The sequence below is a fragment of the Gayadomonas joobiniege G7 genome (assembly GCF_000300815.1).
GTDB classification, from domain to species: domain Bacteria; phylum Pseudomonadota; class Gammaproteobacteria; order Enterobacterales; family Alteromonadaceae; genus Catenovulum; species Catenovulum joobiniege.
This window is the reverse complement of the sequence record NZ_AMRX01000004.1, coordinates 81,095-87,509: the sequence shown is the minus strand read 5'-3', so window position 1 is coordinate 87,509 and position 6,415 is coordinate 81,095. Positions and strand designations below refer to the sequence as shown.

At 47.3% G+C, this 6,415-nt stretch carries 1 protein-coding gene and 3 rRNA genes; all 4 read right to left on the bottom strand.

Annotated features, from left to right (window positions below):
- Positions 1–49: 49 nt before the first annotated feature.
- Positions 50–163 (bottom strand): 5S ribosomal RNA (gene rrf, locus C727_RS0107115).
- 100 nt (positions 164–263) lie between these two features.
- A 23S ribosomal RNA gene (locus C727_RS0107110) occupies positions 264–3,137 on the bottom strand.
- Positions 3,138–3,403: 266 nt separating this feature from the next.
- A 16S ribosomal RNA gene (locus C727_RS0107105) occupies positions 3,404–4,931 on the bottom strand.
- Together the 16S, 23S and 5S rRNA genes form the textbook arrangement of a ribosomal RNA operon.
- 444 nt (positions 4,932–5,375) lie before the next feature.
- Positions 5,376–6,368 (bottom strand): RNA polymerase sigma factor RpoS, encoded by a 993-nt coding sequence (gene rpoS / locus C727_RS0107100; protein WP_017444937.1) that lies wholly within the window; start codon positions 6,366–6,368, stop codon positions 5,376–5,378.
- Between the last annotated feature and the right edge of the window lie 47 nt (positions 6,369–6,415).

Below are 6,415 nucleotides of genomic sequence, written 5' to 3'. Positions count from 1 at the left end.
GCAGGTATAAAAAAAGCCCTGAGTATTCACTCAGGGCTTCGAAGGAGAAGCCTGACGGTGTGCTACTCTCACATGGGAAACCCCACACTACCATCGCCGCTATTGTGTTTCACTTCTGAGTTCGAAATGGATCAGGTGGTTCCACAATGCTATCGCCGTCAGGCATAAACTGGTCACAATCTTGATTGTAGTTTTAAATTTGTTCGCTTTATTCTGTTTTTCGCTTTCGCTTCGAGTTTAACCCAATAAACATTTGGCGTTGTATGGTTAAGCCGCACGGGCAATTAGTATTGGTTAGCTCAATGCCTCACAGCACTTACACACCCAACCTATCAACCTTGTAGTCTACAAGGGCCCTACAGGACCTCTAGGGTCTGTGAAAACTCATCTTGGGGCTCGCTTCCCGCTTAGATGCTTTCAGCGGTTATCGATTCCGAACTTAGCTACCCGGCAATGCTCTTGGCAGAACAACCGGAACACCAGAGGTTCGTCCACTCCGGTCCTCTCGTACTAGGAGAAGCCCCCCTCAATTCTCAAACGCCCACGGCAGATAGGGACCGAACTGTCTCACGACGTTCTAAACCCAGCTCGCGTACCACTTTAAATGGCGAACAGCCATACCCTTGGGACCGACTTCAGCCCCAGGATGTGATGAGCCGACATCGAGGTGCCAAACACCGCCGTCGATATGAACTCTTGGGCGGTATCAGCCTGTTATCCCCGGAGTACCTTTTATCCGTTGAGCGATGGCCCTTCCATTCAGAACCACCGGATCACTATGACCTGCTTTCGCACCTGCTCGACGTGTCTGTCTCGCAGTTAAGCTGGCTTATGCCATTGCACTAACCGTACGATGTCCGACCGTACTTAGCCAACCTTCGTGCTCCTCCGTTACTATTTGGGAGGAGACCGCCCCAGTCAAACTACCCACCAGGCAGTGTCCCTGACCCAGATGATGGGCCGAGGTTAGAACATCAAACATACAAGGGTGGTATTTCAAGGATGGCTCCACAACATCTAGCGACGCTGATTCATAGCCTCCCACCTATCCTACACATGTAGGTTCAATGTTCACTGCCAAGCTGTAGTAAAGGTTCACGGGGTCTTTCCGTCTAGCCGCGGGTACACTGCATCTTCACAGCAAGTTCAATTTCACTGAGTCCCGGGTGGAGACAGCGTGGCCATGATTACACCATTCGTGCAGGTCGGAACTTACCCGACAAGGAATTTCGCTACCTTAGGACCGTTATAGTTACGGCCGCCGTTTACCGGGGCTTCGATCAAGAGCTTCTCCATATGGATAACCCCATCAATTAACCTTCCGGCACCGGGCAGGTGTCACACCCTATACGTCTTCTTTCGAATTAGCAGAGTGCTGTGTTTTTAATAAACAGTTCCAGCCACCTGGTTACTTCGACCACCTCTCGCTCCAGACGTTAAGCCTTTCACAATAACGTGGCGTACCTTCTCCCGAAGTTACGGTACTATTTTGCCTAGTTCCTTCACCCGGGTTCTCTCAAGCGCCTTAGTATTCTCTACCTGACCACCTGTGTCGGTTTGGGGTACGGTTTTTATTGACCTGAAGCTTAGAAGATTTTCCTGGAAGCCGGGCATCAACTGCTTCGTATCCGTAGATACTCGTCTCAGTTCTCAGTCTTAAGGGCCCGGATTTGCCTAAGCCCTCAACCTACAACTTTTCACTTGGACAACCATCGCCAAGCCAGTTTAGCCTTCTCCGTCTCTCCATCGCAGTCAATAAAAGTACGGGAATATTAACCCGTTTCCCATCGATTACGGCTTTCGCCCTCACCTTAGGGGCCGACTTACCCTGCCCTGATTAGCATGGGACAGGAAACCTTGGTCTTTCGGCGAGCGGGTTTTTCACCCGCTTTATCGTTACTCATGTCAGCATTCGCACTTCTGATATGTCCAGCATGCTTTACAACACACCTTCATCCACTTACAGAACGCTCCCCTACCACTTAATCTAAGATTAAATCCGCAGCTTCGGTTACCAATTTAGCCCCGTTACATCTTCCGCGCAGGCCGACTCGACTAGTGAGCTATTACGCTTTCTTTAAAGGGTGGCTGCTTCTAAGCCAACCTCCTAGCTGTCTAAGCCTTCCCACATCGTTTCCCACTTAATTGGTATTTGGGACCTTAGCTGGCGGTCTGGGTTGTTGCCCTCTTCACGACGGACGTTAGCACCCGCCGTGTGTCTCCCGGATAGTACTCACTGGTATTCGGAGTTTGCAAAGGGTTGGTAAGTCGGGATGACCCCCTAGCCTTAACAGTGCTCTACCCCCAGTGGTATTCGTCCGAGGCGCTACCTAAATAGCTTTCGGGGAGAACCAGCTATCTCCCGGCTTGATTAGCCTTTCACTCCGACCCACAAGTCATCTCCTAACTTTTCAACGTTAGTGAGTTCGGTCCTCCAGTTGATGTTACTCAACCTTCAACCTGCCCATGGGTAGATCGCCGGGTTTCGGGTCTATACCTTGCAACTAAGCGCCCAGTTAAGACTCGCTTTCGCTACGGCTTCCCTATTCGGTTAACCTCGCTACAAAATATAAGTCGCTGACCCATTATACAAAAGGTACGCAGTCACTCCGAAGAGCTCCCACTGCTTGTACGTACACGGTTTCAGGTTCTATTTCACTCCCCTCACAGGGGTTCTTTTCGCCTTTCCCTCACGGTACTGGTTCACTATCGGTCAATTGGGAGTATTTAGCCTTGGAGGATGGTCCCCCCATCTTCAGTCAGGATATCACGTGTCCCGACCTACTTAATATGTAAGCTTAAGTCTTTCGCATACAGGGCTGTCACCTGCTATGGCCAAACTTTCCAGAATGTTCTGCTGGACTTAATCTTATCGGCTGCACCGATTTCGCTCGCCGCTACTTTCGGTATCTCGGTTGATTTCTTTTCCTCGGGGTACTTAGATGTTTCAGTTCTCCCGGTTCGCTTCTTAATGCTATATATTCACATTAAGATACCCTAAAAGGGTGGGTTGCCCCATTCGGAAATCTATAACTCATGCGTCTTTTATCGACTCGTCATAGCTTATCGCAGATTAACACGTCCTTCATCGCCTCCAATTGCCAAGGCATCCACCGTGCACGCTTAGTCACTTAACCATACAACCCGAATGTTTATCAGGTTATACAATAAGCACCATCGTTTATTGAATACTTGGTCTTGCTTGATCAAACTCGTTTCAGTTTTAAATTGAACAAATTTAATTCTCTATTAGAGATATTTACTACAATCCAGATTGTTAAAGAGCAGGTGATTGATATCACTGCAAAATGATTAACATTCACTTTGCGCTGATATCAATAGCTTTATATTTAGTAACCCATTATTTATCTGTGTGAACACTCAGCACTTTAAATAGCATCGTTAAGGAGGTGATCCAGCCCCAGGTTCCCCTAGGGCTACCTTGTTACGACTTCACCCCAGTCATGAACCACAAAGTGGTAAGCGCCCAATGTTAAGCTACCTACTTCTTTTGCAGCCCACTCCCATGGTGTGACGGGCGGTGTGTACAAGGCCCGGGAACGTATTCACCGCAGCATTCTGATCTGCGATTACTAGCGATTCCGACTTCATGGAGTCGAGTTGCAGACTCCAATCCGGACTACGAACAGCTTTAAGGGATCCGCTTACTCTCGCAAGTTCGCTTCCCTCTGTACTGTCCATTGTAGCACGTGTGTAGCCCATCCCGTAAGGGCCATGATGACTTGACGTCGTCCCCACCTTCCTCCGGTTTATCACCGGCAGTCTCCTTAGAGTCCCCAACTAAATGCTGGCAACTAAGGATAAGGGTTGCGCTCGTTGCGGGACTTAACCCAACATTTCACAACACGAGCTGACGACAGCCATGCAGCACCTGTCTCACAGTTCCCGAAGGCACAAGCATATCTCTACGCTCTCCTGTGGATGTCAAGGGATGGTAAGGTTCTTCGCGTTGCATCGAATTAAACCACATGCTCCACCGCTTGTGCGGGCCCCCGTCAATTCATTTGAGTTTTAACCTTGCGGCCGTACTCCCCAGGCGGTCTACTTATCGCGTTAGCTGCGCTACGCACGTCTTAAAGACACACACAGCAAGTAGACATCGTTTACGGCGTGGACTACCAGGGTATCTAATCCTGTTCGCTACCCACGCTTTCGCACCTCAGTGTCAGTAATGGGCCAGGGGGCCGCCTTCGCCACCGGTATTCCTTCAGATCTCTACGCATTTCACCGCTACACCTGAAATTCTACCCCCCTCTCCCTTACTCTAGACAGACAGTTCTGGATGCACGGCCGGAGTTGAGCTCCGGTTTTTCACAACCAGCTTATCTATCCACCTACGTGCGCTTTACGCCCAGTAATTCCGATTAACGCTCGCACCCTCCGTATTACCGCGGCTGCTGGCACGGAGTTAGCCGGTGCTTCTTCTGCAGTTAACGTCACAGATGATGGGTATTAACCAACACCCTTTCCTCACTGCTGAAAGTGCTTTACAACCCGAAGGCCTTCTTCACACACGCGGCATGGCTGCATCAGGCTTGCGCCCATTGTGCAATATTCCCCACTGCTGCCTCCCGTAGGAGTCTGGACCGTGTCTCAGTTCCAGTGTGGCTGATCATCCTCTCAAACCAGCTAGAGATCGTCGCCTTGGTGAGCCATTACCTCACCAACTAGCTAATCTCACTTGGGTTCATCTCGTCGCAAGAGCCTAAGCCCTCTTTAACCCGTAGGTATTATGCGGTATTAGCCATCGTTTCCAATGGTTATCCCCCACAACGAGGCAGATCCCCAAGCATTACTCACCCGTCCGCCGCTCGACGCCGAATAGCAAGCTATTCTCGTTTCCGCTCGACTTGCATGTGTTAGGCCTGCCGCCAGCGTTCAATCTGAGCCATGATCAAACTCTTCAAAAAAAGTTTTAATCTTTGCTTCAATCGTACTGAATTGACTGTTTAGTCACTCAATCAACTGAATAATTTTTTGTCTATTCAAATGATGCGAGTGCCCACACAGATAAATAAGGTTACCAAATTTTTAAAGAACATTTTGCTTGAGCGTTTGTTTTAAACTGCTCAAGTGAGGCGCGCATTTTACGCTTCTCAAGTTGCTTGTCAAGCCTTTATTTTCAATCGTTTAAAACTTTTTAGTTTGAGCCGATTGGGCTTAACTTGCGTCGCTTTGCTTCCCGGCGTTTGTTGCCGTGTCGCTGCGTTGTGGGGGCGCATTATAGAGAGATATTAAGTGCCGTCAATGCTTTTTATTCGATTATTTTAAATTTAGGTTTGTTTGCTCAGATAACGTACAGATTGTATAAAACCTCAACTGATTTTGCTTCAATTGAGGTTTTTTATTAAAAACTACATTTGGAAAACAGATTCAATGGAGAGGCCTTGACTTGAAAGAATATCTTTTAAGCGTTTTAACGCTTCGACCTGAATCTGACGAACTCGTTCTCTCGTGAGTCCAATTTCTTTACCTACATCTTCTAACGTAGATGCTTCATATCCTAATAAACCAAAACGACGAGCCAATACTTCTTTTTGTTTTGGATTTAATTCGTTTAACCAAGCCAGGATATTCGATTTCATATCCGAGTCTTGCATATCATCTTCTGGGCCAGAATATCTCTCATCAGATAATATATCCAATAAACCTTTTTCTGAAGCACCAGCTACCGGCTTATCAACCGAACTAATACGCTCATTTAAACGCAGCATTTTTGAAACATCAGCCACAGGCTTATCTAACTTTTCAGCAATTTCTTCCGCTGTTGGTTCATGATCTAGCTGTTGGGCCAATTCTCTTGCAGTACGTAAATAAACATTAAGTTCTTTTACAACATGTATCGGTAAACGTATGGTTCGGGTCTGATTCATTAATGCACGTTCAATTGTTTGACGGATCCACCAAGTTGCATAGGTGGAAAACCGAAAACCACGCTCTGGATCAAACTTTTCAACCGCGCGAATCAAACCCAAGTTGCCTTCTTCCACTAAGTCGAGCAACGCTAATCCACGATTGTTATATCTTCGGGCAATTTTAACGACTAAACGAAGATTACTTTCAATCATACGCTTACGAGACTTTTCACAGCCTTTAAGCGCTTTTCGGGCAAAATAAACTTCTTCTTCTGCAGATAATAAGGGAGAAATACCTATTTCACTCAAATATAACTGAGTTGCATCAAGGTTTTTGGTCACTTCATTAGAGTTAACTGCATCCAGAGAATTTAGATCTTCACTCTCGTCGGAATCCAACGCTACATCTTGCAAGTCCAGATCTGAATCATCCATGTAGTCTTTGCTTTTATCGAGCACTCTTTCACTGTTGTACGCTTTAGTCTGTGCCATATTGCGAACTCCTGCTTAACTGTATATCCAGATTTGCATTTGATGCC